We start from the raw sequence: 21,579 nt of genomic DNA, 5'->3' as shown, positions 1-21,579 counted from the left end.
CGTGGCAGCAAGGTTCGGCGTGCGAAGGACTCGCATGCCCGATCGTTTCGAGCGACAGCGCCTGGAGGTGCTTCGCACCCTCGACATTCTCGACCGCCCCGCGGAGGCGGAGTTCGACGCGATCGTCGAAGCGACCCGGCGCATGTTCGGGTGGAAGATCGTGCTGGTGTCGCTGGTCGATGCCGACCGCCAGTGGTTCATGGCGCGTCAGGGGCTGTGCGAGACGCAGACGGACCGCGACATCGCCTTTTGCTCGCATGCGGTCGCCGCGAACGACCTGCTGATCGTGCGCGACACGACGCTCGATCCGCGCTTTGCACACAACCCGCTGGTGCTCGGCCCGCCGTTCGTGCGCGCGTATATGGGCATGCCGGTCCGCGCCGCGAAGCGGCCCGGCGAACCGAAGCTGCCGCTGGGGACGCTGTGCGTCATCGACGACAGCCCGCGCGATCCGACATCGGACCAGATCGCGACACTGCGCCAGATGGCGACACTGGTCGAGACGCTGTTCGAACTGCGCGTCTCGGCGCAGGAGGCGGTGACGGCGGCGTTGGAGCGGCAGGAGGCGCTCATCGGCGTCGACCGCATGCAGCGCCAGTTGCAGCAGGCGGAGCGGATGGCGAACATCGGGTCTTGGCGGCTCGACCTGCGCGGAGATGCCGTCGAATGGTCGGACCAGACCTATACGATCCACGGCCTGACGCCGGCGGACGGAGAGGCGTTGGCGACCGCGCTCGATTTCTATCCGGCGCATGATCGCGCGAAGCTGGAGGCGGCGCTGGCGCACTGCATAGCGACCGGCGAAGCCTATGACCTGGAGCTCGAATTCGTCACCGCGCGCGGCGAACAGCGGCGCGTGCGGGCGATGGGCGAAGCGGAATATGCGGCCTGCGGCGAGCGGGTCGCGATCGTCGGCGTCATACAGGACGTGACCGAGCGCTATCGCCTGGAACAGAGCCTGCTGGAGACGGCGCAGACCGACGAACTGACGCAGATCGCCAGTCGCCGCGGCCTCAACCGCCACCTCGATGCCGCGATCGAATGCGCCCGGCGCGATGGGACGCCGTTGGCGGTGGCGCTGCTCGACCTCGACCGGTTCAAGGACGTCAACGATCGCTTCGGACACGCGCGCGGGGACGAAGTGTTGCGGGTGGTCGCGGGGCGGCTGCGGTCGGCCACCTATCTGGAGGATTGCTTCGTCGCACGGCTTGGGGGCGACGAGTTCGTGCTGATGCTGCGCGGCGACGACGCGCGCGACAACCTGATCGCCGTGCTGCGGCGGCTGCTGGGCGACCTCCGCTATGGCATCGGCGAGGGCGAGGATCGGATCACGGTGTCCGCGACGATCGGCGTCTGCGGACTGGATCATCGCCACGCGACTCGGTCGACACTGTTGGAGGCGGCCGATCAGGCGCTGTACCGGGCGAAGCGCATCAAGCGCGGCACTGCCGCGATCGCGGATCGTGCGGAGATGATTGCCGCACCGGATGCGCCAGCGCCGCTTCGCCTCGCCGTCGGTGTGCGCTGAGCCGGGAGACTCAGAACGCCGTCGCCAGCGACAGCGCGCCGAGCACGATGCCCGGCGCGTTCGCCAGTACGATCGGCCAGTCCCGCTTCGGTTGCCGCAAAAAGCCGTATGCCGCCCAGAGCGAGCAGTTGATGACGGTCGCCAGCGGCTGGATCGTCGAACCCTTTTCGCCCGACAGGTTCAGCCTGATCTGGTCGACATAGGACACGTACATCGTCACCGACGCCGCGGTTGCGATCCAGCCCAGCGTCATCACCGCCCGTTCGGACAGGAGGGGGCGAGAATCCGGCTGCTGCAAACTTGGTCTCCTGATCGCCTGAAGGACGCGGGCCGATCCATCGCTGGACGCCGCCCGCCCGCCCGCGCATGACGGCGGCCGAGCGAAGCCGGGGGACAGTGCATGCAAGCGGACGGGCAGTCGAGCCTCCTGACCTATGTTATTACGGCGGTGGTGATCGCGGTCGTCTTCGCGGTCCGCTGGCGGCGGATGAGCCGCGTCAGGCCGTTGAAGCTGGAGCGGCTGTGGATCCTGCCGGGTCTGTTCGCGGTGCTGGTCGGGATCACCTTCGCGATGACGCCGCCGGTCGGCTGGGGTTGGGCGTTCTGCCTCGCCGCGCTGATGCTGGGGGGAGCGCTGGGCTGGACGCGGGGGAAGCTGATGCGGATCACGGTCGATCCGGAGACGCATGCGCTGAGCCAGAGTTCGTCGCCCGCCGCAATGCTGTTCATCCTCGCAATCGTTGCGGTGCGCCAGGGTGCGCGCGCGGGCGGGGCCGGGTGGTTGCACCTCGATGCGCTGGCGATGACGGACATGCTGATGTCGCTCGCGCTCGGCCTGTTCGCGGCGCAGCGGCTGGAGATGTTCCTGCGCGCGCGACGCATGCTCGCCACGGCACGGGGGCCGGTCATTCCGGGCTGATCGCCGCCTCCGTGATTTCGCGTCGGCGGAGATGCTCGCGCCAGACGATGTAGAGGCCGGAGGCGACGATGATCGGCGCGCCGATCCATGTCGTGTCTCCCGGCAGCGTTCCGAACAGCCACCAGCCGAGCACCGTCGCCCATAACAGCGACGAATAATCCATCGGCACCACCAGCGACACCGAGCCGTAGCGCAGCGACGCCGTCATCGCGAGTTGCGCCGCGCCGCCGAACAGCCCCGTAGCGGCGAGTATCGCCCAGCCGGTCGCGTCATGCGCCTGCGCCGTCACCGCATAGACGATGCTGAGCGGCACCAGCGACAGCACCGAAAACCACCAGACGGTGGTCTGCGCCCGCTCCGTCCGGCCGATCTGGCGCAGCAGGATGAACACCGTCGCCGTCGTCACCGCGGCGATCAGGCCATAGGCGATGCCGATCGGCGGCAGGGCGTGACCACCGGGTCGCGCGACGATGACGACGCCGACAAAGCCGGTCAGCACCGCCGCCCAGCGCCGCCAGCCGGTCGGCTCCCCCAGCACGATCGCGCCCAATATGGTCGCGAAGATCGGCGTCGAGAAGCTGAGCGTCGTCGCCTCCGCCAGCGGCAGCGTCATGATCGCGGAAAAGACGAAGACCATGCCGGTCAGCCCGACGACCGCGCGTCGGATATGCGCCCCGATACGCTGCGTGCGGATGGTCGCGAGGCCCGGGCCGGTCGCGATCACCGCCGTCACCAGTACGGCCGCGCCCGCCTGTCGGAAGAACAGCAGCTCGCCGAGTCGAGCACCGTGGACCTCGCCGAGTTTTATGCACGCGTTCATGCCGGCGAACAGGACGACGGACAGCAGGCGGAACAGGATCGCAGGCGCGAGGCGGTCGGGGGACTGGGTCACGGGCGGGTGGGTAGCGCGTTTTCAGCGGCTTGGCGTGGGTTCTTCCAGGCTCTCTTCCTTCAGGACAGGCTGTAAGGGCGAACGGACTCGCACTTCCGCTCCACCTCGCGAACCGCTAGGCGATCCCGCCATGAAGCATGCACTCCCCGTCACGCGCGAAGCCGACTTCGCGGCCTGGTACCAGTCCGTCATCACGGAGGCCGATCTCGCCGAGGAATCGGGCGTACGCGGCTGCATGGTCATTCGACCGTGGGGATACGGCATCTGGGAACGCATCCAGCGGCTGCTCGACGATCGCATCAAGGCGACCGGCCATGAGAATTGCTATTTCCCGCTGTTCATCCCGCTCTCCTATTTCGAAAAGGAGGCGGAGCATGTCGAGGGGTTCGCCAAGGAGATGGCGGTCGTCACGCACCACCGGCTGGTGTCGGACGGGAAGGGCGGGCTGACGCCCGATCCGACCGCCAAGCTGGAGGAGCCGCTGGTCGTGCGGCCGACGTCGGAGACGGTGATCGGCACCGCCTTCTCGCGCTGGGTGCAGTCGTGGCGGGATCTGCCCGTGCTCATCAACCAGTGGGCCAATGTCGTCCGGTGGGAGATGCGGACGCGCATGTTCCTGCGCACCAGCGAATTCCTTTGGCAGGAGGGTCACACCGCCCACGCGACCGCCGACGAGGCGCGCGAGGAGACGTTGCGCATGCTGGAAGTGTATCGCGAGTTTTCGGAAACGTGCCTCGCGGTGCATGTCCTGACCGGTGAGAAGCCGGAGAACGAGCGCTTTCCGGGTGCGGTCGCGACCTATTCGATTGAAGCCATGATGCAGGACGGCAAGGCGTTGCAGGCGGGAACGTCGCACTTCCTCGGCACCAATTTCGCACATGCGCAGAACATCCGCTTCCAGAACGCGGCGGGCGAGCTGGAGTTCGCGAACACGACGAGCTGGGGCGTGTCGACGCGGATGGTCGGCGCGGTCATCATGGTCCACGGCGACGACGATGGCCTGCGCGTGCCGCCCGCGATCGCACCGTGGCAGGTGGTGATCGTGCCGATGCTGCGCGACCAGCCGGAGGACGCGGCGATCGTCGACTATTGCCGTTCGCTCCAGAAGGACCTCGCCGGTCTGACGGCGCTGGGCGAGCCGGTGCGCGCGCTGCTCGACCTGAAGCCCGCCAAGGCCGCGACGAAGCGCTGGGGCTGGGTGAAGAAGGGCGCGCCGGTGGTGATCGAGGTCGGTGGCCGCGACGTGGCGGGCGGCAACGTTTCCGTCATCCTGCGCACCGACCTGTATCAGGACGGCGGCAAGCTGAAGTCGACGGTGATGCCGCGCGGCGAGTTGATCGACACGCTGGCGCAGGCGCTGGAGGATGCGCAGTCTGGCCTGCTGACCCAGTCCACCGAGGCGCTGCGCGCGCGGGTGACGCCGGTCGACGACTGGGCCGGGGTCGAGACGCATTTCGCGGAGGGAGTGAAGAACCCCGGCTGGGTCGATGTCCGCTGGGCGAAGCCGACGGGCGCGGCGCTGGACACGGTGGTCGAACGGCTGAAGTCGCTGAAGCTGACTATCCGCAATGCGCCGATGGGGCAAACGCACAGCGACAGCGGGCCGTGCGTGTTCACGGGCGAACCCGCGGTGGAGCGGGTGTTGATCGGCCGGGCTTACTGAGGTTTTTCGTTGTTCTCGCCTCCCTTGCAGCGAGGGGAGAAGGCAGGGCGAACCAGCAAGAACCGTTCGACCTCTCCCGACTAGCCCCATACAACCCCAACCATGACGCCACCGCGCCGCCAGAACCGCCGCCACGCGCCGCTTCCCGGACGGATGGCGGCGCGTGCCGCCGTCACGGCCGCCCGGCCGCGGTTCTTTCGGGCGGGGCGGCTCAGTCCGCTGACGACGCTGGCGATCCGGGCTGCGGCGGTTCTCGTGCTCGTCGGGATCGCGCTGGGCGGCCACTGGTTCGACCGCACCGGGCTGCGCGACAATACCGATGGGGCCGTGTCTTTCCTGGATGTCGTGTACTTCACCGTCATCACGGTCACGACGGTGGGGTACGGCGACATCGTGCCCGTCTCCACCTCGGCGCGGATGTTCGACACGTTCGTGGTCACGCCAATCCGCATCTTCGTGTTCCTCATCTTCCTCGGCAGCGCGTACAGCTTCATGCTGAGACAAGGATGGGAGCGGTGGCGCATGGGCCTGATACGGCGCGAACTGAAGGATCACGTCATCGTCTGCGGCTATGGCCGGGCGGGATCGGCGGCGGTGGCCGAACTGCTGGAGCGCGGTCACCCGCCGGAGACGATCGTCGTGGTCGACGAGAATGCCGAGTCTCTGCGCGAAGCCGAGGAACTCGGCGTCGCCACGGTGGAGGGGGACGCGACCCACAATGCGGTGCTGTCGATCGCCAAGGTGGAAGAGGCATCGTCGGTCATCGTCGCACCGGGGCGGGACGATACCGCCGTCCTGATCGTCCTGACCGTCCGCCGGCTCGCACCGCGCGCCGGCGTTGCGGTGTCGATCGCCGCGATCGAGAACGAATTGCTGGCGCGCGACGCCGGCGCGACGATCATCGTCAATCCGGTCAGCTTCGGCGGGCAGTTGCTGGCGCAGTGCACCAACGGGCCGCACGTGGCCGACTATGTCGCCGACCTCGTCACGCGGGGCGGCAAGGCGGAGTTGCGCGAACGCCCCGTGCGGCCGGACGAAGTTGGCCAGAGCCCGCACGACCGGGGGAATTCCCGCATCCTGCGCATTTATCGCGGCGACCGGATCATCGGGTTCTGGGAGCCGGACGCCGCGCGGCTGCAAGCGGGCGACTCTGTCATCGAGGTCATCCAGGCGGGTGGCGGCGCGCCGTGAAACAGGAGGCAGATACGGCTGCTAAACGCATCTGGATGCATGCGGCGAGACGTATGTTATTGAAATAAATATAGGCCGAACCGGTATCGTTTCACGGCGAAATGGGTTAATCCTTTATGAACGATGCTTCATCGGTAGACCCGGCGACGTCGTCCTGCGCAGTAAAACGGGGAGTATTTCGATGAAGACGATGATCTTGGCGGGTTTGCTTGCGGTTGGAGCCGCGAGTGGCGCCGATGCGGCGACGATCTACGGTGTCGACGAACTCAACAACCTGATCGGCTATAACAGCGCGGCGCCCGGCGTGGCCACGTCGAGCGTCGCGATCACCGGCATCGGCGACAGCATCAAGGCGATCGACTTCCGCCCTGGCAACCGTCAGCTCTATGCGCTGGGGTCGAACAACATCATCTACACCGTGAACCTCACCACCGGTGTGGCGACGGCCGCCAGCGGCGTGCTTGCCTTGACCGGGACGGAGTTCGCGTTCGACTTCAACCCGACCATCGATCGTCTGCGGATCGTCAGCAACTCGAATGACAATTATGTTTTCAATCCGAATGACGGCGCACTGACGACGGCCACGCCGGTCTTCTACGCCGCCGGCGATGTCAATGCCGGCCGCAATCCGGACGTGACCGCCGCTGCATACACGCAGTCGCTGAGCGGCCCGACCGCAACGACGCAGTTGTACAGCATCGACACCACGCGCGGCGTCCTGACGCGTCAGGCGAACAGCGCCGGTACGCTGGTGACGGTCGGCGCGCTGGGCACGCCCCTCGGTTCGCGGACCAGCTTCGACATCCTCGGCAACGACGCGTTCGTGTCGAACGGCACGCGCCTGTTCTCGATCAACCTCAACACCGGCGCGCTGACGCGGGTCGGCACGACGCAGGATGCGCTGTTCGGTCTCGCCATCGCGCCGGTGCCGGAGCCCGCGACGTGGGCGATGATGATCCTGGGCGCCGGTATGGCCGGTGGCGCGCTGCGTCGCCGCCGTGCGGTGAAGACGGCGGTCAGCTTCGGCTGATCCGACGATCCGCGGATCGCGCAGGCGGCCGCCGGTCCCGACGGGGTCCGGCGGCCGTCGTCGTTTTCGGGGCATGACGGCGAGCACCGGAGCCCCTATCTTCCGTGCATGGCAAAACCCGTACCCGGCCTTCCCACGCGCGACCAGATTCTCGATTTCATCGCCGCGTCCGACACCCCCGCGGGCAAGCGGGAGATCGCGCGCGCCTTCGGCCTGACCGCGCAACAGAAGATCGCGCTCAAGGCACTGTTGAAGGATATGGCGGACGAGGGGCTGATCGACAGCGCGCCCGGTCGCGCGTTCCACAAGATGGGCGGCCTGCCCAAGGTCACCGTGCTCAAGATCGTCGACGTCGACGACGGGGGCAACGTATGGGCGCAGCCGGAGCGATGGGAGGCGGACGGCGTGCCGATCCCGCGCATCCGCGTGCGCGAGCGCAAGCGCGGCGCGCTGGGCATCGGCGAGCGCGTCCTCGCCCGCACGGAGGAGACCGGCAACGGCTGGACCGCGCACCCGATGAAGGTGCTCGCACCGTCCGCCGAACAGATCCTCGGTGTGCTGCGCGAAGAGGGTAGTGGTCCGCTGAAGCGATACTGGCTGACCAGCGTCGAGAAGAAGGAGCGGCGGGAGTTCCCCGTGTCCGACACCGGCGATGCGGAGGCGGGCGACCTCGTGCTGTGCGAGATCGCCGGCCGGCCGCCGCGCATCACCGTGCGGGTCGTCCAGCGGCTGGGCGACCCGTTCGCGCCGCGCAGCTTCTCGCTGATCGCGATCCACAAGCTCGGCATACCGGACGTGTTCTCCCAGGATACGCTGGACGAGGCGCGCCGGTCTGCCGCGCAACCGCTGGGCGAGGACCGCGAGGATCTGCGCCACCTGCCGATCGTGGCGATCGATCCCGCCGACGCGCGCGATCACGACGATGCGGTATGGGCCGCCCCCGACGACGATCCCACGAACGAGGGCGGCTGGCAGGCGATCGTCGCGATCGCGGATGTCAGCTTCTATGTCCGCCCCGGCTCCGATCTCGACCGCGAGGCGCGGCGGCGCGGCAATTCAGTCTATTTCCCCGATCGCGTCGTGCCGATGCTGCCGGAAATCCTGTCGGCGGACGTGTGTTCGCTGAAAGAGGGCGAGGACCGTGCCGCGCTCGCCTGTCATCTGCGGATCAGTCCTGTGGGCAAGCTGCTGTCGTGGCGCTTCTCCCGCGCCGTCGTGCGGATCGCGGCCAATCTGGCGTACGAGGATGCGCAGGCGGCGATCGACCGAGTCCTCCCCGGCACGGGGAGGGGGACCAGCGAAGCTGGTGGAGGGGGGGCGCCGCAGACGGAGCCGCCCGTGGAAAGCCCCCTCCACCATCCTGCGGATGGTCCCCCTCCCCGTACCGGGGAGGATTTGACACCGATCCTCCAAAACCTCTGGGCCTGCTGGCGGGCGCTGGCCAAGGATCGCGACGCGCGCGAACCGCTCGACCTCGATCTGCCGGAGCGTCGCGTGGTGCTGGACGAGAAGGGACGCATCCTGTCGGTCGCGCCGCGCGAGCGCCTCGACGCTCACCGGTTGATCGAGGATTATATGATCGCCGCCAACGTCGCGGCCGCGAAGGCGCTGGAGAAGAAGAAGGCGCCGGTCATGTACCGCGTCCATCAGGCGCCCAGCCGCGAGAAGCTGGTCGCGCTGAAGGATTATCTCGACACGTTCGACGTGCCCTTCGCGCTCGGTCAGGTGATCCAGCCCAAGACGTTCAACCGCATACTCGACCGGATCGGCGATGCCGACTTCCGCCCGCAGGTGATGGAACAGGTGCTGCGGACGCAGACCCAGGCCTATTACGCCCCCGCCAATCACGGCCATTTTGGCCTGTCGCTGGGTAGCTATGCGCACTTCACGTCGCCGATCCGCCGTTATGCCGATCTTGTCGTTCACCGCGCGCTGGTCGCCGCCTATGCGCTTGGCCCCGGGGGCCTTGCCCCCGCCGACGACGAAATGGAGCGGATCGGCGAGAATATCAGCCAGCTCGAACGCCGGGCGATGGAGGCGGAGCGCGACACGATCGACCGCTATGTCGCGGCGTTCCTGTCGGAACGTGTCGGCGAGGAGGTGGAGGTGCGGATCACCGGCGTCCAGAATTACGGCTTCTTCGCGACGGTGGAGGGGATCGGCGGCGACGGCCTGATGCCCGTCCGCGATCTCGGCGGCGAGTATTTCCGCTTCGACGAGGCGGGCCGAACGCTGACCGGCGAGGACACCGGCGACCAATATGCGCTCGGCCAGCGCCTGCGGCTGCGGCTGGCGGAGGCGAACCCGGTGTCCGGTGCCTTGCGCTTCGAACCGCCGGGCGGACTCGGCGCGGCACCGTCGCCGCGCGGGCATCGTGGCGGCGGCGGCAAAAGCGGCGGTCCGCGCCGAATCGTCAAGCGCGGTCGGCCGGACAACATTCGGCACGACGGCAAGAAGCGGCGCTGACAGGAAGGTTCGGACACGACCTGATGCCGGGCGTGTCCCGGCATCCACCGATCCGCTCGACCCTCCCGCCGTTGGTTTGCGGACCAGTGGATGCCGGGGCTAACCCGGCATGACGAAGGCGGTGGTTAAGCGGCTTGGCCTGACAACCTCCTCTCGCCGATAAAGGTTCGTCAACCTACGTCCGCTACACCGCCGGCATGAGCCGCCGATCCGCCGCCCGCAAGACCATCGTCAGCCGCTTCGCCGCGGCGCGGGCCACTACCCCGGGGATGGCGATCACGTTCGACACGAGCGAAGACCCGGCGCTCGCCCGCATGTTCGCACGGCTGGCCCGCCACGGCGCGATCGTCACTCCCGCGCCCGGCCTCTATTATCTGGACTCGTCGCGCCTCGCCCGTTTTCGCACGATCGTCCGTCGCCGTGCCGCGGCGCTGGCGACCGGTACGGGCATCGCCGCGACCGCTCTCGCCGCGGCCGCCGCCTTCTCGATCGCCGAGTAACGGTCAGCAGGCGGTGAAAGTCAGCCCCGCCTTGTCCTGCAAGCGATCGCGCAAGGTCGTGCCGAGCAGTGCTCCCGGCGTCCACACGCCGCCTTTCGCCTCGCCACCGACGAGGCACAGTGCCGTTTCCGCCAGCATCTTGCACGTCGATCCGTAGCCTGGATCGCGGTCGCCGGTGACGACCGCGTCCGCGCGCCCGCCGTCCGGCGTCAGCGCGGCGAACAGGATGTCGTAATGCCCGGCATCGCGTTCCTCTTTCGACGGGCCCTCGCCGGGCTTGGGTCCCTTGTCTCCCGCAAACGGATTGAGCTTGCCCAGCGCCTCGGCCGCGGCCTTGCCGAGGTCGCCGAGCCCCGCGACCATCATCTCGTCATAGACGAAATCTGTGCCGTAGGGATGGCCGAGCAGGAAGTTGGTGCGGTGCACGTTCTTGGTATTGATCGGCGCCATCACGAACGGCGCGATCCACGCATTCAGCGTCGTATCGAATTCCGGGATCAGGCCGGTCGGCTGATGCGGGCCGGTGAAGCCCGGCGTCAGCGCGAAGGGGTTGGTCAGCAGCATGACCAGCGACGGATCGCGCGCCGCCGCGGCCAGCGTCGCCTTCAAACTGGCGGCCGTGCCCCCGGAGAAGCCGCCCTGCATCCGCCGCACGCGCCCCTTCACGCGCGGCGCGACCCGGCCGAAGCGGGCCACCGCCGCCTCCTGCGCGGTCAACACGCCGAGATCGAAGGGGATCGAGTCGAACCCGCACGAAAACACGATGCGCGCGCCGGATGCCTTGGCCGCGTCCTGATGCGCGTCGATCATGTGGCGCATCCACGCCGGCTCGCCGCACAGGTCGACATAGGCTGTGCCGCCCGCCGCGCACGCCGCGACCAGCGCCGATCCGTAAAGCTGGTAGGGGCCGACCGTGGTCACCACGACTTCGGTTCGTGCCGCGAGTGCGGACAGGCTGGCGGGGTCGTCCGCATCGGCGACGATCAGCGGCACGTCGGCGGGCACGCCGATCAGGTCGCGGACTTCCTCCAGCTTCGACAGGCTGCGTCCGGCCATCGCCCAGCGGCCATGACCCGGATAGGTCGCGGCCAGATATCCCGCCACTAGCCGCCCGGTGAAGCCGGTCGCGCCGTACACGATCAGGTCGAAGTCGCGCATCGTTACGTCTCCTCAGGATTGCGAAAATGCCGCGTTCGTCGATGTGCGGCAAGCGAAACGGATCGTCATGCCGGGTGCGATCTGCCAGACTGCGCGGATGGCCTCCGATCGCAGAACCATCGACTTCATCGTCGACCAGATCGCTGCCGCGGGCGATGTCGCGGCGAAACCGATGTTCGGCGAGTACGGCATCTATTGCGACGGCAGGATGGTCGCTCTGGTCTGTGACGACCGCCTGTTCGTCAAGCCGACCGCGGGTGGCCGTGCGGTTGCGGGCGATGTCGAGGAAGGTGCGCCTTATCCGGGCGCGAAGCCGTGCCTGTCGATCGATCAGGACCGCTGGGACGATCGCGACTGGCTGACCGAGCTCATCCGCGTCTCCGCCGCCGAACTACCATTGCCCAAGCCGCGGAAACGCAAGGGTGAATGACGGGACTGACACTGGCAACGGGCGGGCAGTACGGCTGTGGGAGAGGCCCGACCTAGACCGCTCCTGAAAATGTGTCCGCCAAGCCATTATCATTCTGCTTTCCTTCGGACACGTACCCTCATGTGTCCCCGCGAAGGCGGGGACCCAGTACTGGGCTCCCGCCTTCGCGGCAGCACGTGGATGCCGGGCGGGTCGCTGTCCCCACTTGAAAGGACAGGTTTCGGACCGCTCAGGGGTAATGCGAGGCCGGGCGGGATGATCGAACTTAGACCCGACCTCGGCCTTACGCAGCTTCGTTGAACTGGAGGCTCGCCAGTCGTGCATAGAGGCCGCCGCGGCTGATCAGCGCGGCGTGGTTGCCCTGTTCGACGATGCGACCCTCGTCCATCACCACGATCCGGTCGGCGGCGCGAACGGTGGCGAGGCGGTGGGCGATGACCAATGTGGTGCGCGTCGCCATCAGTCGCTCCAGCGCCTCCTGCACCAAGCGCTCGCTTTCGGCGTCGAGAGCGCTGGTCGCCTCGTCCAGCAGCAGGATCGGCGCGTCGCGCAACAGCGCGCGGGCGATCGCGATCCGCTGGCGCTGGCCGCCCGACAGGCGTGCGCCGCCTTCGCCCAGGAACGTGTCCAGCCCTTCCGGCAGGCGGCGCAGGAAGTCGGCCGCGTTTGCCGCCTCCGCCGCCGTCCACAGCGCCTCGTCGCCCGCCTCCCAATGGCCGTAGCGGAGGTTGTCGCGCGCCGATGCGCCGAAGATCACCGTCTCCTGTGGGACCATGGCGATACGTGCGCGGACCGCGGCGGGATCGGCATCGGGCAAGGCAACGCCGTCGATCGTAATGCGGCCGCCCTGCGGATCGTAGAAGCGCTCGGCGAGCTGGAACAGCGTCGACTTGCCGGCGCCGGACGGGCCGACCACCGCGACCGTCTCCCCCGGCGCGATCGACAGCGAAAAGTCGTCCAGTGCCGCGACCTCCAGCCGGGTCGGATAGCGGAACGCGACATGCTCGAACGCGAGCGCTCCGCGTGGCGGCTGCGGCAGTGCGACGGGGTTGGCGGGGGCCGCGATCTCCGCCGGTTCGCGCAGCAGTTGCGCCAGCCGCGACGCCGCACCCGCACCGCGCAGCAGGTCGCCGTACACTTCGGTCAGTGCGCTCGCCGCGCCCGCGACGATGCCGCCGGTCAGGACGAAGGCGGCGATCGATCCGCCGCTCAGCCGCCCGGCCGCGACGTCGATCGCGCCCTCCCACAGCACCAGCGTGATCGATCCGAACACCAAAGCGATCAAGACCGCCGTCATGCCGGCGCGCAGCAGGATGCGCTGCCTTGCCGTCTCGAAGGTTTCCGACACCGCCTTGCCGAAGCGGCCATGCTCGCGCTCTTCCTGTCCGAACGCCTGCACGACCTTCATCGCGCCCAGCGTTTCGGTCACCACCGCGCCGACCTCCGCCACCCGGTCCTGCGACGTTCTCGACAGCGTCCTCAGGCGACGGCCCAGCACGACCATCGGCCCGATCATCAGCGGTATCGCGATCATCAGCATTCCCGCCAGCTTGGGCGAGATCACGAACAGGTAGATCAGGCCGCCGATGCCGGTCAGCATGTTGCGGAGCGCGATCGACACCGTGCTCGATACGATGAACTCGATGATCGTCGTGTCCGATGTCATCCGCGACGCGATCTCGGACGGGCGGTTCACCTCGTAGAAGCGCGGCGCGAGGCGCAAGAGGTTGGCGTGCACCGCGGTGCGGATGTCGGCGATCACGCGCTCGCCCAGCCATGACACGAAATAGAAGCGGATCGCGGTGCCGATCGCCAGCACGAGGACGATCATCAGCAGATAGTGGAACGACGACGACACGTTGCCGCCCGCCGCGCCGGTGGAGACGCCGCCGAAGCCGCGATCGACCACGCGCTTGAATCCGTACGGGATTGCGATCGTCGCCGCCGACGTGGTGAGCAGCGCCAGCGCCGCCACGACGATGTGCCCCGGATAGGCCGCGGCGCGGCTCCAGACCATCGACAGGTCGCTTAGTTGCCCGCGGGCAGGCGTGTCGGTGGGGGTAGGGGGCGGCGATCCGTCTGCGTCTCTGGCCATGATCCGCGCCTAGCAGTGTGGCGGCGGCGGCTCAATCGTCGCGGAATGGGACCATTGTCCGACAAGAACGTTGCAGATGCGAAGCTTTGCGTTACCGCTTGATCAACCTATGTTGGGGTAAAGGATACCCGATGCTCTACGATGCTTATGAGATGCAGCGCTCGATGCTCGCCGGCGCCAGTGCGATGGCGAATTTCGGTGCCGGGCTGCTCCAGAACCCCGCCAACCCGTTCTCCTACATGGGCGGGGGATCGATCGTGGCCTCCGCACTGGAGGTGTTCGCCCATGCGGCCGCGCCCCGTGGAAAGCCGGCCTTCGGCCTCGACACGACCGTCGTCGACGGTCGCGAGGTCGCGGTGACCGAGGAGATCGTCGTCCGCAAGGCGTTCGGTCAGTTGAAGCGCTTCCGGCGTGAGGGCGTGGAGGGTGGCCCCAAGCTGCTGATCGTCGCGCCGATGTCGGGCCACTATGCCACGCTGCTGCGCGGCACGGTCGAGCGGATGCTGCCGTCCGCGGACGTGCACATCACCGACTGGCGCGATGCCAAGCTGGTGCCGACCTCGGCCGGCAAGTTCGACCTCGACGACTATGTCGATTACCTGATTGAATTCCTGGAGGCGATGGGCGAGGACGGGTCGGGCCGCGCGCATATGTTGGCGGTCTGCCAGCCGTCCGTGCCCGCCTACGCTGCGATCGCGTTGATGAGCGCGGACAAGCACCCGCTGCGCCCGTTGACGCTGACGCTGATGGGCGGCCCGGTCGACACGCGTGAGGCTCCGACCTCGGTCAACACGCTGGCGACGGAACGGCCGCACGCGTGGTTCCAGCAGAACGTGATCGTCAGCGTGCCGATGACTTATCCGGGTGCCGGACGCCGGGTCTATCCGGGCTTTCTGCAGCTGGCGGGGTTCATGTCGATGAACCTCGGCAACCACATGACCAGCCATTTCGAGCTGTTCAAGCACTTGGTCCGCGGTGACGGCGAAAGTGCCGACGCCACCAAGGGCTTCTATGAGGAATATCGCTCGGTCTGCGACATGACGGCGGAGTTCTACCTCCAGACGATCGACGTCGTGTTCCAGACGCACGCGCTGCCCAAGGGCGAGTATATCCACCGCGGTCGGCGCGTCGATCCGGCGGCGATCACCGACATCGGCCTATTGGCGATCGAGGGCGAGCGCGACGACATTTCCGGCATCGGCCAGACCAAGTCGGCACTGACGCTGGCGACGGCACTGCCGGAGGATAAGAAGCGGTATCTGATGGCCGAGAGCGTCGGTCATTACGGCATCTTCAACGGCTCCAAATGGCGCACCCGCATCGCGCCGGTGGTCGAGGAATTCTGGGCCGCCAACGCCGCCTGAGGCTTGGTTCGACGAGCATGGAAAAGCCCCCGATCCGCGGAGGATCGGGGGCTTTTTCTCGCGCAGACGGATCGATCAGGCGATCGAGCCGACCTTCGCATGGCTGGAGGACTCGCTAGCGTCGATGGTGCCGCCGAACAGCATCTTCAGCTTGCCGGAAATAGCGACATCGGTTTCCCAAAGCTCGGCCGAGTCCACGTCGAACCGCAGCAGCGCCAGGTTGGGATCTTCCTTGCCGCCGGGGAACCAGGCCTCGACACTGTTGTCCCACAGCTTGTCGATCTGCGCGCGGTCGTTGTCCTGCGACACCGTGCCCGCGAGGCAGGCGAAGAAGTCGTGGCCCTTGCCGACGAACTGCACCATGCCCTTGCCGCCGCCCGCTGCGCGGTTGTCCTTGCCCGCGAACACGAACAGCGTGTTGGGCTGATCGTCGTCGAGGCGGACGTACATCGGCTCCGAATGCTGGCCGTTTTCCAGACCCAGCATGATGTACGGACTCGCCTTCACCTTCGCGATGAACTTTTCCGCGATCTCCTGCGGGTTGTCGTGATCGGCCATGACGCTCTCTCCTTGATGGGGTCAGGCCTGAGAACGAGGGGCGCGGGGGTTGGTTGCGCGAGGCAGACGTGGGGACCATGACGGCAGGCGGCGGTAATTCCGCCGTCACCGCAGAAAGGTCGAGTATGCAACTCTCCGATCTGTGCCTGATCCTGGGCGTGCTCTTCGCCTTTGCGACCCTGGTCGTGAAGATCATCGAAGTGTCGCGCAACAGGTAAGGTGCCGGGAGGGGCTTGGGCTGACACTCAAGCCCCGAACGCATGGGGCCGGAGTGAATTGGGCTCCGGCTGCTGACACAACCGGAGCCCATACAGAAAGGCGCGTATGCAAAACGCCGACGCGATACATACGCGCCGGACGTTACCCTTTCAACCTCACAGCACCTCGAACAGCCCGGCGCCGCCCATGCCGCCGCCGATGCACATCGTCACCACGACGTATTTCACGCCGCGACGCTTGCCCTCGATCAGCGCGTGTCCCGTCATGCGAGCGCCCGACATGCCATAGGGATGCCCGATCGAGATCGCGCCGCCGTTGACGTTGAGCAGTTCGTTGGGAATCCCGAGCTTGTCGCGGCAGTACAGCACCTGCACCGCAAATGCCTCATTCAGTTCCCAAAGGCCGATATCGTCCATTTTCAGGCCGTTGCGCTCCAGCAGCTTGGGGATCGCGAAGACCGGGCCGATGCCCATCTCGTCCGGCTCGGTGCCCGCCACGGCCATGCCGACATAGCGGCCGAGCGGCTGGAGTCCGCGACGCTCCGCCTCCTTCTCCTCCATCAGCACCGACGCCGATGCGCCGTCCGACAACTGCGACGCGTTGCCGGCGGTGATCGTGTAATCGGGGCCGAGGACGGGCTTCAGCGACGAAAGTCCTTCCAGCGTGGTGTCGGCGCGATTGCCCTCGTCCTTGGACAGGGTCACGTCCTTGTGGCTGACTTCCTTGGTTTCCTTGTCGACGATCGCCATCGTCGCGGACACCGGCACGATCTCGTCGTCGAACCGGCCGGCGGCTTGGGCGGCGGCGGTGCGCTGCTGCGACTGGAGGCTGTATTCGTCCATAGCCTCGCGGCTGATGCCGTAGCGCTTGGCGACCACTTCCGCGGTCTGGAGCATCGGCATGTAGATGTCCTTGTGCATCGCCACGAGTTGCGGGTCCGGCGCGATGTTCATCTTCGGTGTCTGCACCAGGCTGATGCTCTCGACGCCGCCACCGATCGCGACGGCGACGTGGTCGACCACGATCTCCTTCGCGGCGGTGGCGATCGCCATCAGGCCGGACGCGCACTGACGGTCGAGCGACATGCCCGCAACCGTCGTCGGCAGTCCGGCGCGGAGCAGCGCGTTGCGGGCGATGTTACCCGCCTGATGCCCCTGCTGGAGCGCCGCGCCCCACACCACGTCGTCGACATCGCCGCCGTCGAGCTTTGCGCGCTCGACCGCGGCCTTGATCGCGTGGCTGGCGAGGGTGGGCGAGGGCAGGTTGTTGAAGGCGCCGCGATAGGCGCGGCCGATCGGGGTGCGGGCAGTGGAGACGATGACGGCGGAGCGCATAAGGTGGGTCCTCGACACAATGTTAAACGAAGATCTGGGTTAAACGAAGATCTGGCTGATCCATTCGGCGATCAGGGCGGGCTTCTCCTGCCCCTCGATCTCCACGGTGAATTCGGTGGTCTGCTGGAACCGGCCGGTCTGCTTCTCGGCAAACGACAGGAGCTTGAAGTGCCCGCGGACCCGGCTGCCGGAGCGGACGGGGGTCAGGAAGCGGACGCGGTCGCCGCCATAGTTGACGCCCATCCGCACGTTCGCGAGCATCGGCGCGTCCGGCACGCTGGCGGCGAGCGTGGGCATCAGCGACAGCGTCAGGAAGCCGTGCGCGATCGTGCCGCCGAACGGCGTCGCGGCGGCGGCGACGGGATCGACATGGATGAACTGGCGGTCGCCGGTCGCCTCCGCGAAGGCATCGATCATTCCTTGCGTGACGGTGATCCAGTCGCTGACGGTGGTCGTTCCGACCCGCGCCTTCATCTCCTCGACGGTGACGGTCGCCACGCGATTTCCCCTCGACATGCTTTTGACGCTAAGCGCTTGGCATCCTGTAGTCGCGGGCGCCTGCCGACTGCAAGCCTTCAAGACCGGAACCACGAATATGACGACCGCCGTAACGTCCGAAGCGCGCAAATCCATGTCCCGGCTGTACCGCGCCGCCGAACCCGATGTTCTAAAACCGCTGCTGGACCGCGCCGCGACCACCCCCGAGTCGCGCGAGCGGATCATGGGGCATGCCGCAGGGCTGCTCGCGGACCTGCGCGCGGCGCAAAGCCGGGGCTGGGTGAACCAGTTCCTGCAGGAGTACCGGCTGAACTCGTCGGAGGGCGTCGCGCTGCTGTCGTTGGCGGAAGCATTCCTGCGCGTGCCCGATCCCGAGACGGCGGACCTGCTGATCGCGGACAAGCTGGGCGATGCCGACTGGCGCGCGCATGCCGGGCGATCGTCGTCGAAGCTGGTCAATTCAGCGACCTGGGGACTGGTCGTCGGACGCGCGCTGGTCGGCGAGGGGCCGGCGGGACCGCTCAAGCGCCTGATGGCCCGCGCGGGCGAGCCGTTCGTGCGGCAGGCGGTCGGCGCAGCGATGAAGATGATGGGCGAGATCTTCGTCATGGGGCGCACGATCGACGAGGCGATGCGGCGGATGCGCAAGCCCGAGAACAAGGGCTTCACCGCCAGCTTCGATATGCTGGGAGAGGCCGCGCGGACCTTCGACGACGCCGAACGCTATTTCCAGGCCTATGTCGGCGCGATCGACGCGGTCGGGAACGATCCGAAGGCCGGTCATTCGGTGTCGGTGAAGCTGTCCGCGCTCCACCCTCGCTACGAGGTCGCGCGCTGGGACGAGTGCGTGCCCGCGTTGACCGACATGGTCGAGGCGCTGGCGGTGCAGGCATCGCGCAAGGGGATCGCGCTGACGGTCGATGCCGAGGAGTCCGAGCGGCTGGAGATGAGCCTCGACATCATCGGCGCGGTCGCGGCGTTGCCCTCGCTGAAGGGCTGGGAAGGCTTCGGCATGGCGGTGCAGGCATACGGGAAGCGTGCGCGGCCGGTGGTGGCGTGGGCCAACGGGCTCGATCGCATCATGAACGTGCGACTGGTGAAGGGCGCGTACTGGGACAGCGAGATCAAGCGCACGCAGGTCGAGGGGCTGAACGACTATCCGCTGTTCACGCGCAAGGCGGCGACCGACGTGTCGTATCTGGCGGTGGCGAAGGACATGCTGGCGGCGGAGAACATCCGCCCGGCGTTCGCCAGCCACAATGCGCTGACGGTCGCGACCATCCTGGAATGGGCGGGCAACAGCCGCGACTTCGAATTCCAGCGCCTGCACGGCATGGGCGACGGCCTGTACGAGCGGCTGGTGCGCGAGAACGGCTACCACTGCCGCATCTACGCGCCGGTCGGTGGGCACCGTGATCTGCTGGCGTATCTGGTCCGGCGGCTGCTGGAGAACGGCGCGAACTCGTCGTTCGTGCACCAGTTGGCGGACGCGCGGCTGACCGAGGCGGAAATCCTCGCCGACCCGGTCGCGAAGATCGCGGCGGTGGGCGGCGCGCGACACCCGTCGATCCCACTGCCGAAGGACCTGTTCGCGCCGGGGCATCGGAATTCAAAGGGAATCGATCTCAGCGATCGACCGACGCTGGAGGCGACGGTGGCGGCGGTGAACAGGCCCTTGGCATCCGGTGCCCACCCCGGCGACGGCCGGCGTGGTCAAAGCGATGGGGCAGAACTGGTGTCCGCCGCGATCACCCGCGCCCAAGCCGCCTTTCCGGCGTGGCAGGCCACGCCGGTCGACGACCGCGCCGCCTGTCTGGAGCGGCTCGCCGACCTGCTGGAGGAGCATCGCGACGAACTGATGGCGATCTGCGTGCAGGAGGCGTTCAAGACCATCCCGGACGCGATCGGCGAAGTCCGCGAGGCTGCCGACTTCTGCCGCTATTATGCCGGCGAGGCGCGCGCCCGGCTGCGGCCGGTAGACTTGCCGGGGCCGACCGGCGAGCGCAACACGCTGCACATCGAGGGGCGTGGCGTCTGGGCGACGATCGCGCCGTGGAATTTCCCGCTGGCGATCTTCCTCGGCCAGACCGCGGCGGCGCTCGTCGCCGGCAACACGGTGGTCGCCAAGCCTGCGCCGCAGACGCCGCTGATCGCGATAAAGGCGGTGGAACTGGCGCACCGCGCCGGCATTCCGGCGGACGCCTTGATCCTGACGCCGGGCGGGCCGGAGGTCGGCGCCGCGCTGACCGAGGACGTGCGGGTGATGGGCGTCGCCTTCACCGGATCGACCGCCACTGCGAAGCGGATCGCGCGGGCGCTGGTGCAGGACGACGACCGCCCGATTGTGCCGCTGATCGCGGAAACGGGCGGCATCAACGCGATGATCGTGGATTCGACCGCGCTGCCCGAGCAGGTGGTCGCCGACGTGGTCGCGTCGTCGTTCCGCTCGGCGGGGCAGCGTTGCTCGGCGCTCCGGCTGCTGCTGGTGCAGGCGGATGTCGCCGACACCGTCATCGACATGCTGAAGGGCGCGATGGACACGCTGCGGCTCGGCGCGCCCGGCGATCCGGCGACCGATGTCGGTCCGGTCATCGACCGGTCGGCGTACGACCGGCTGATGGGCTATCGCGACAGCGTCCGCGATCGCTGGGTGAAGACGGTCGACGCGCCCGCAGACGGGTTGTTCGTGCCGCCGACGCTGATCCGCCTCGACCGGATCGAGGACCTGACGCAGGAATGGTTCGGCCCGATCCTGCATGTCGCGACGTGGGAGGCGGGCACGCTGTCGGAGACGATCGCGCGGGTCAACGCCAAGGGCTACGGCCTGACGATGGGCCTCCACAGCCGCATCGCCCGCGCCGCCGAAGTCGCGGAGGCGGAAGCCGCGGTCGGCAACCTGTACGTCAACCGCTCGATGATCGGCGCGGTCGTCGGCTCGCAACCGTTCGGCGGTGAGGGGCTGTCAGGGACGGGGCCGAAGGCGGGTGGGCCGCATTACCTCTACCGCTTCTGCGCGGAACGGGCGGTGTCGGTCGACACGACCAGTGCGGGAGGGAATGCGACCTTGCTGTCGCTGGACGAAGGGGGGATCTGAGGGAGAGGCGGCGCAGCCTGCCCTCGGGTGCCGGCTGGCGTTGCTGGAGAAGCTGATTGAAGCTCTCGGAAGTGCTTATGCCATGACGGCTTCGGTGGGGAGCGGATGTTCACTCGGGATGTTGCACCGGCTGATTGTAGAGCTCGAATGCGAACGCGGTGAGGTCAAGATCGTGTGTGCTCTCCGGACCCCACGCGAACCCCTCCAGCATGTGCAACTTCCCGGCTTTGATGAAGAGAGCAAAGCCGAAGCCGTGCTCCAAACCCCTGATGCGAGCCTGCGTGGTGGTGCCCAGCACTGACGGGCTATCGACGGCAGGAGCATCGTCCGCGACCCTGACCGTCGTGAAGAAGCCACCACCGCTGTTCTCGCGGTCGCTGACTTCGGCCACTTCTAACTGTCGTCTGAGTGCGGGTGCGAGTTCTGGCGTTTCCAAGAAGATGGCTTGAAGCGCCGCGACTTCAAGATCAGTGAATGCTGACATGACTGCAACGTAGCACGACGATGGTGCGATGGAATGTCCGATTGTGGGCGATTTCTGCCGGGCCCCTTTTGGCATCCGCTAGGGTCAGGACCCATTGATGTGAGAGGCGCGATCTGATTCAGGCTCTGAGAGGAGACTGGAATGAGCGACCTGTTT

Annotated in this window: 18 protein-coding genes; 10 read left to right on the top strand and 8 right to left on the bottom strand. The window is 67.5% G+C overall.

Going from position 1 to position 21,579, the window contains the following annotated elements:
- Positions 1-34: 34 nt before the first annotated feature.
- Complete coding sequence (locus tag AC0CH8_RS12555; RefSeq protein ID WP_465240187.1) at positions 35-1,528, top strand: sensor domain-containing diguanylate cyclase; 1,494 nt, start codon at positions 35-37, stop codon at positions 1,526-1,528.
- Between the two features lie 10 nt (positions 1,529-1,538).
- Here AC0CH8_RS12555 and AC0CH8_RS12550 read toward each other — a convergent pair whose 3' ends face one another.
- Positions 1,539-1,826, bottom strand: a complete 288-nt coding sequence (locus AC0CH8_RS12550) for a SemiSWEET family transporter (protein ID WP_465240186.1) — start codon at positions 1,824-1,826, stop codon at positions 1,539-1,541.
- Between the two features lie 102 nt (positions 1,827-1,928).
- Here AC0CH8_RS12550 and AC0CH8_RS12545 point away from each other — a divergent pair, with 102 nt between their 5' ends.
- Positions 1,929-2,447, top strand: coding sequence for a CcdC protein domain-containing protein (locus AC0CH8_RS12545; RefSeq protein WP_465240185.1), 519 nt, complete (start codon positions 1,929-1,931; stop codon positions 2,445-2,447).
- Here AC0CH8_RS12545 and AC0CH8_RS12540 read toward each other — a convergent pair.
- Positions 2,434-3,339, bottom strand: coding sequence for a DMT family transporter (locus tag AC0CH8_RS12540; protein WP_465240184.1), 906 nt, complete (start codon positions 3,337-3,339; stop codon positions 2,434-2,436). The genes AC0CH8_RS12545 and AC0CH8_RS12540 overlap by 14 nt on opposite strands.
- Positions 3,340-3,469: 130 nt before the next feature.
- Here AC0CH8_RS12540 and AC0CH8_RS12535 point away from each other — a divergent pair, with 130 nt between their 5' ends.
- The 5 genes from AC0CH8_RS12535 (at position 3,470) to AC0CH8_RS12515 (ending at position 10,189) form a co-directional block, all read left to right on the top strand.
- A complete protein-coding gene (locus tag AC0CH8_RS12535) occupies positions 3,470-5,002 on the top strand; it encodes an aminoacyl--tRNA ligase-related protein (RefSeq protein ID WP_465240183.1) in 1,533 nt (510 codons plus the stop codon).
- A 102-nt stretch (positions 5,003-5,104) separates the two neighbouring features.
- Entirely contained in the window at positions 5,105-6,193 is a 1,089-nt protein-coding gene (locus tag AC0CH8_RS12530; RefSeq protein WP_465240182.1) for a potassium channel family protein, read from the top strand.
- Between the two features lie 181 nt (positions 6,194-6,374).
- Positions 6,375-7,223, top strand: a complete 849-nt coding sequence (locus tag AC0CH8_RS12525) for a DUF4394 domain-containing protein (RefSeq protein WP_204198772.1) — start codon at positions 6,375-6,377, stop codon at positions 7,221-7,223.
- Between the two features lie 108 nt (positions 7,224-7,331).
- A complete protein-coding gene (locus AC0CH8_RS12520; protein ID WP_465240181.1) occupies positions 7,332-9,689 on the top strand; it encodes a ribonuclease R family protein in 2,358 nt (785 codons plus the stop codon).
- A gap of 197 nt (positions 9,690-9,886) precedes the next feature.
- On the top strand, positions 9,887-10,189 hold the full coding sequence (locus tag AC0CH8_RS12515) for a hypothetical protein (protein WP_465240180.1): 303 nt from the start codon (positions 9,887-9,889) through the stop codon (positions 10,187-10,189).
- 3 nt (positions 10,190-10,192) lie between these two features.
- Here AC0CH8_RS12515 and AC0CH8_RS12510 read toward each other — a convergent pair whose 3' ends face one another.
- Positions 10,193-11,347 carry a saccharopine dehydrogenase family protein gene (locus AC0CH8_RS12510; RefSeq protein ID WP_465240179.1) on the bottom strand — a complete coding sequence of 385 codons (1,155 nt, stop codon included), beginning with the start codon at positions 11,345-11,347 and terminating at the stop codon, positions 10,193-10,195.
- Between the two features lie 67 nt (positions 11,348-11,414).
- On the opposite strand from AC0CH8_RS12510, the gene AC0CH8_RS12505 reads away from it, so the two are divergent.
- Positions 11,415-11,777, top strand: a complete 363-nt coding sequence (locus AC0CH8_RS12505) for a TfoX/Sxy family protein (RefSeq protein ID WP_465240178.1) — start codon at positions 11,415-11,417, stop codon at positions 11,775-11,777.
- 283 nt (positions 11,778-12,060) lie between these two features.
- Here the strand turns inward: AC0CH8_RS12505 and AC0CH8_RS12500 are convergent, their stop codons facing one another.
- On the bottom strand, positions 12,061-13,872 hold the full coding sequence (locus tag AC0CH8_RS12500; protein ID WP_465240177.1) for an ABC transporter transmembrane domain-containing protein: 1,812 nt from the start codon (positions 13,870-13,872) through the stop codon (positions 12,061-12,063).
- Positions 13,873-14,003: 131 nt separating this feature from the next.
- On the opposite strand from AC0CH8_RS12500, the gene AC0CH8_RS12495 reads away from it, so the two are divergent.
- Entirely contained in the window at positions 14,004-15,236 is a 1,233-nt protein-coding gene (locus AC0CH8_RS12495) for a polyhydroxyalkanoate depolymerase (protein ID WP_465240176.1), read from the top strand.
- Positions 15,237-15,311: 75 nt separating this feature from the next.
- On the opposite strand, the gene AC0CH8_RS12490 is transcribed toward AC0CH8_RS12495, so the two are convergent.
- From AC0CH8_RS12490 to AC0CH8_RS12480, 3 genes are all read right to left on the bottom strand, one after another.
- Positions 15,312-15,794 (bottom strand): pyridoxamine 5'-phosphate oxidase family protein, encoded by a 483-nt coding sequence (locus AC0CH8_RS12490; RefSeq protein ID WP_465240175.1) that lies wholly within the window; start codon positions 15,792-15,794, stop codon positions 15,312-15,314.
- 374 nt (positions 15,795-16,168) lie between these two features.
- A complete protein-coding gene (locus AC0CH8_RS12485; RefSeq protein WP_465240174.1) occupies positions 16,169-17,347 on the bottom strand; it encodes an acetyl-CoA C-acyltransferase in 1,179 nt (392 codons plus the stop codon).
- Between the two features lie 39 nt (positions 17,348-17,386).
- Positions 17,387-17,821 carry a MaoC family dehydratase gene (locus AC0CH8_RS12480; RefSeq protein ID WP_465240331.1) on the bottom strand — a complete coding sequence of 145 codons (435 nt, stop codon included), beginning with the start codon at positions 17,819-17,821 and terminating at the stop codon, positions 17,387-17,389.
- A gap of 121 nt (positions 17,822-17,942) precedes the next feature.
- Here AC0CH8_RS12480 and putA point away from each other — a divergent pair, with 121 nt between their 5' ends.
- The gene (gene putA / locus AC0CH8_RS12475) at positions 17,943-20,939 is read left to right on the top strand and encodes a bifunctional proline dehydrogenase/L-glutamate gamma-semialdehyde dehydrogenase PutA (RefSeq protein ID WP_465240173.1); all 2,997 of its coding nucleotides are present in this window, start codon (positions 17,943-17,945) and stop codon (positions 20,937-20,939) included.
- Between the two features lie 109 nt (positions 20,940-21,048).
- Here putA and AC0CH8_RS12470 read toward each other — a convergent pair whose 3' ends face one another.
- Entirely contained in the window at positions 21,049-21,423 is a 375-nt protein-coding gene (locus AC0CH8_RS12470) for a hypothetical protein (RefSeq protein WP_465240172.1), read from the bottom strand.
- Positions 21,424-21,579 lie beyond the last annotated feature (156 nt).

This window comes from Sphingomonas sp. AC435 (assembly GCF_979253005.1).
This window is presented reverse-complemented; position numbering and strand designations above follow the sequence as displayed.

What these genes read in the sequence shown, in the direction of transcription:
- AC0CH8_RS12555 (WP_465240187.1), top strand. Translation starts at nt 35, where the DNA reads ATGCCCGATCGTTTCGAGCGACAGCGCCTGGAGGTGCTTCGCACCCTC.
- AC0CH8_RS12545 (WP_465240185.1), top strand. Translation starts at nt 1,929, where the DNA reads ATGCAAGCGGACGGGCAGTCGAGCCTCCTGACCTATGTTATTACGGCG.
- AC0CH8_RS12535 (WP_465240183.1), top strand. Translation starts at nt 3,470, where the DNA reads ATGAAGCATGCACTCCCCGTCACGCGCGAAGCCGACTTCGCGGCCTGG.
- AC0CH8_RS12530 (WP_465240182.1), top strand. Translation starts at nt 5,105, where the DNA reads ATGACGCCACCGCGCCGCCAGAACCGCCGCCACGCGCCGCTTCCCGGA.
- AC0CH8_RS12525 (WP_204198772.1), top strand. Translation starts at nt 6,375, where the DNA reads ATGAAGACGATGATCTTGGCGGGTTTGCTTGCGGTTGGAGCCGCGAGT.
- AC0CH8_RS12520 (WP_465240181.1), top strand. Translation starts at nt 7,332, where the DNA reads ATGGCAAAACCCGTACCCGGCCTTCCCACGCGCGACCAGATTCTCGAT.
- AC0CH8_RS12515 (WP_465240180.1), top strand. Translation starts at nt 9,887, where the DNA reads ATGAGCCGCCGATCCGCCGCCCGCAAGACCATCGTCAGCCGCTTCGCC.
- AC0CH8_RS12510 (WP_465240179.1), bottom strand. Translation starts at nt 11,347, where the DNA reads ATGCGCGACTTCGACCTGATCGTGTACGGCGCGACCGGCTTCACCGGG.
- AC0CH8_RS12505 (WP_465240178.1), top strand. Translation starts at nt 11,415, where the DNA reads ATGCCGGGTGCGATCTGCCAGACTGCGCGGATGGCCTCCGATCGCAGA.
- AC0CH8_RS12500 (WP_465240177.1), bottom strand. Translation starts at nt 13,872, where the DNA reads ATGGCCAGAGACGCAGACGGATCGCCGCCCCCTACCCCCACCGACACG.
- AC0CH8_RS12495 (WP_465240176.1), top strand. Translation starts at nt 14,004, where the DNA reads ATGCTCTACGATGCTTATGAGATGCAGCGCTCGATGCTCGCCGGCGCC.
- AC0CH8_RS12490 (WP_465240175.1), bottom strand. Translation starts at nt 15,794, where the DNA reads ATGGCCGATCACGACAACCCGCAGGAGATCGCGGAAAAGTTCATCGCG.
- AC0CH8_RS12485 (WP_465240174.1), bottom strand. Translation starts at nt 17,347, where the DNA reads ATGCGCTCCGCCGTCATCGTCTCCACTGCCCGCACCCCGATCGGCCGC.
- AC0CH8_RS12480 (WP_465240331.1), bottom strand. Translation starts at nt 17,821, where the DNA reads ATGAAGGCGCGGGTCGGAACGACCACCGTCAGCGACTGGATCACCGTC.
- putA (WP_465240173.1), top strand. Translation starts at nt 17,943, where the DNA reads ATGACGACCGCCGTAACGTCCGAAGCGCGCAAATCCATGTCCCGGCTG.
- AC0CH8_RS12470 (WP_465240172.1), bottom strand. Translation starts at nt 21,423, where the DNA reads ATGTCAGCATTCACTGATCTTGAAGTCGCGGCGCTTCAAGCCATCTTC.